The organism is Undibacterium sp. CY21W (assembly GCF_014284265.1).
Classification (GTDB): domain Bacteria; phylum Pseudomonadota; class Gammaproteobacteria; order Burkholderiales; family Burkholderiaceae_D; genus Undibacterium; species Undibacterium aquatile.
Genome location: NZ_JACOGE010000018.1, coordinates 1 through 429, shown reverse-complemented (window position 1 = coordinate 429; position 429 = coordinate 1). Strand labels below are relative to the sequence as shown.

Sequence of the window (429 nt, the reverse complement as noted above, 5' to 3'; positions counted from 1 at the left end):
TCAGCGTTAGCTTATCAACGATGCCCTCTGTACTGCTTACTGCAAAAAATATCTGTCCTCTGCTTGCTGAGCGGCACTTTTCATCATTTTTATGCCATCACTTACTTTTGAGTAAGCAAGACGACACGCTATACGCGCACCTCTTCTCATCTTCTCAATATCGGTTTGAGAGGCTGATTGCCGGGTGCGGCGTTCAATTTGTATTTTTGGGTTCAGAACGACTAATTTCTCAGGTGCAAATAGTCGTTCTAAGGGATCCGGCAGGAGGCGTGGTAACGGCGCAGCCAGGTTGGCATGACAGAAGATGTATCGCCGCTGATGGATCTTGCTCGATTTAAAAGCGGGAGAACGTTGTCGTTGCTGAGTGTTGTGATGGCGACGACACCATGTCTTTTGGTTGAGAGTCTTCTGCTGACTCTGTTGAAGTCC

The 429-nt window shown here is 47.8% G+C and carries 1 protein-coding gene; it reads right to left on the bottom strand.

Annotated elements, in window-relative coordinates:
- Nucleotides 1-36 precede the first annotated feature (36 nt).
- On the bottom strand, nucleotides 37-429 hold a 393-nt coding region (locus H8K29_RS17740), incomplete at its 5' end, for a hypothetical protein (protein ID WP_186898665.1).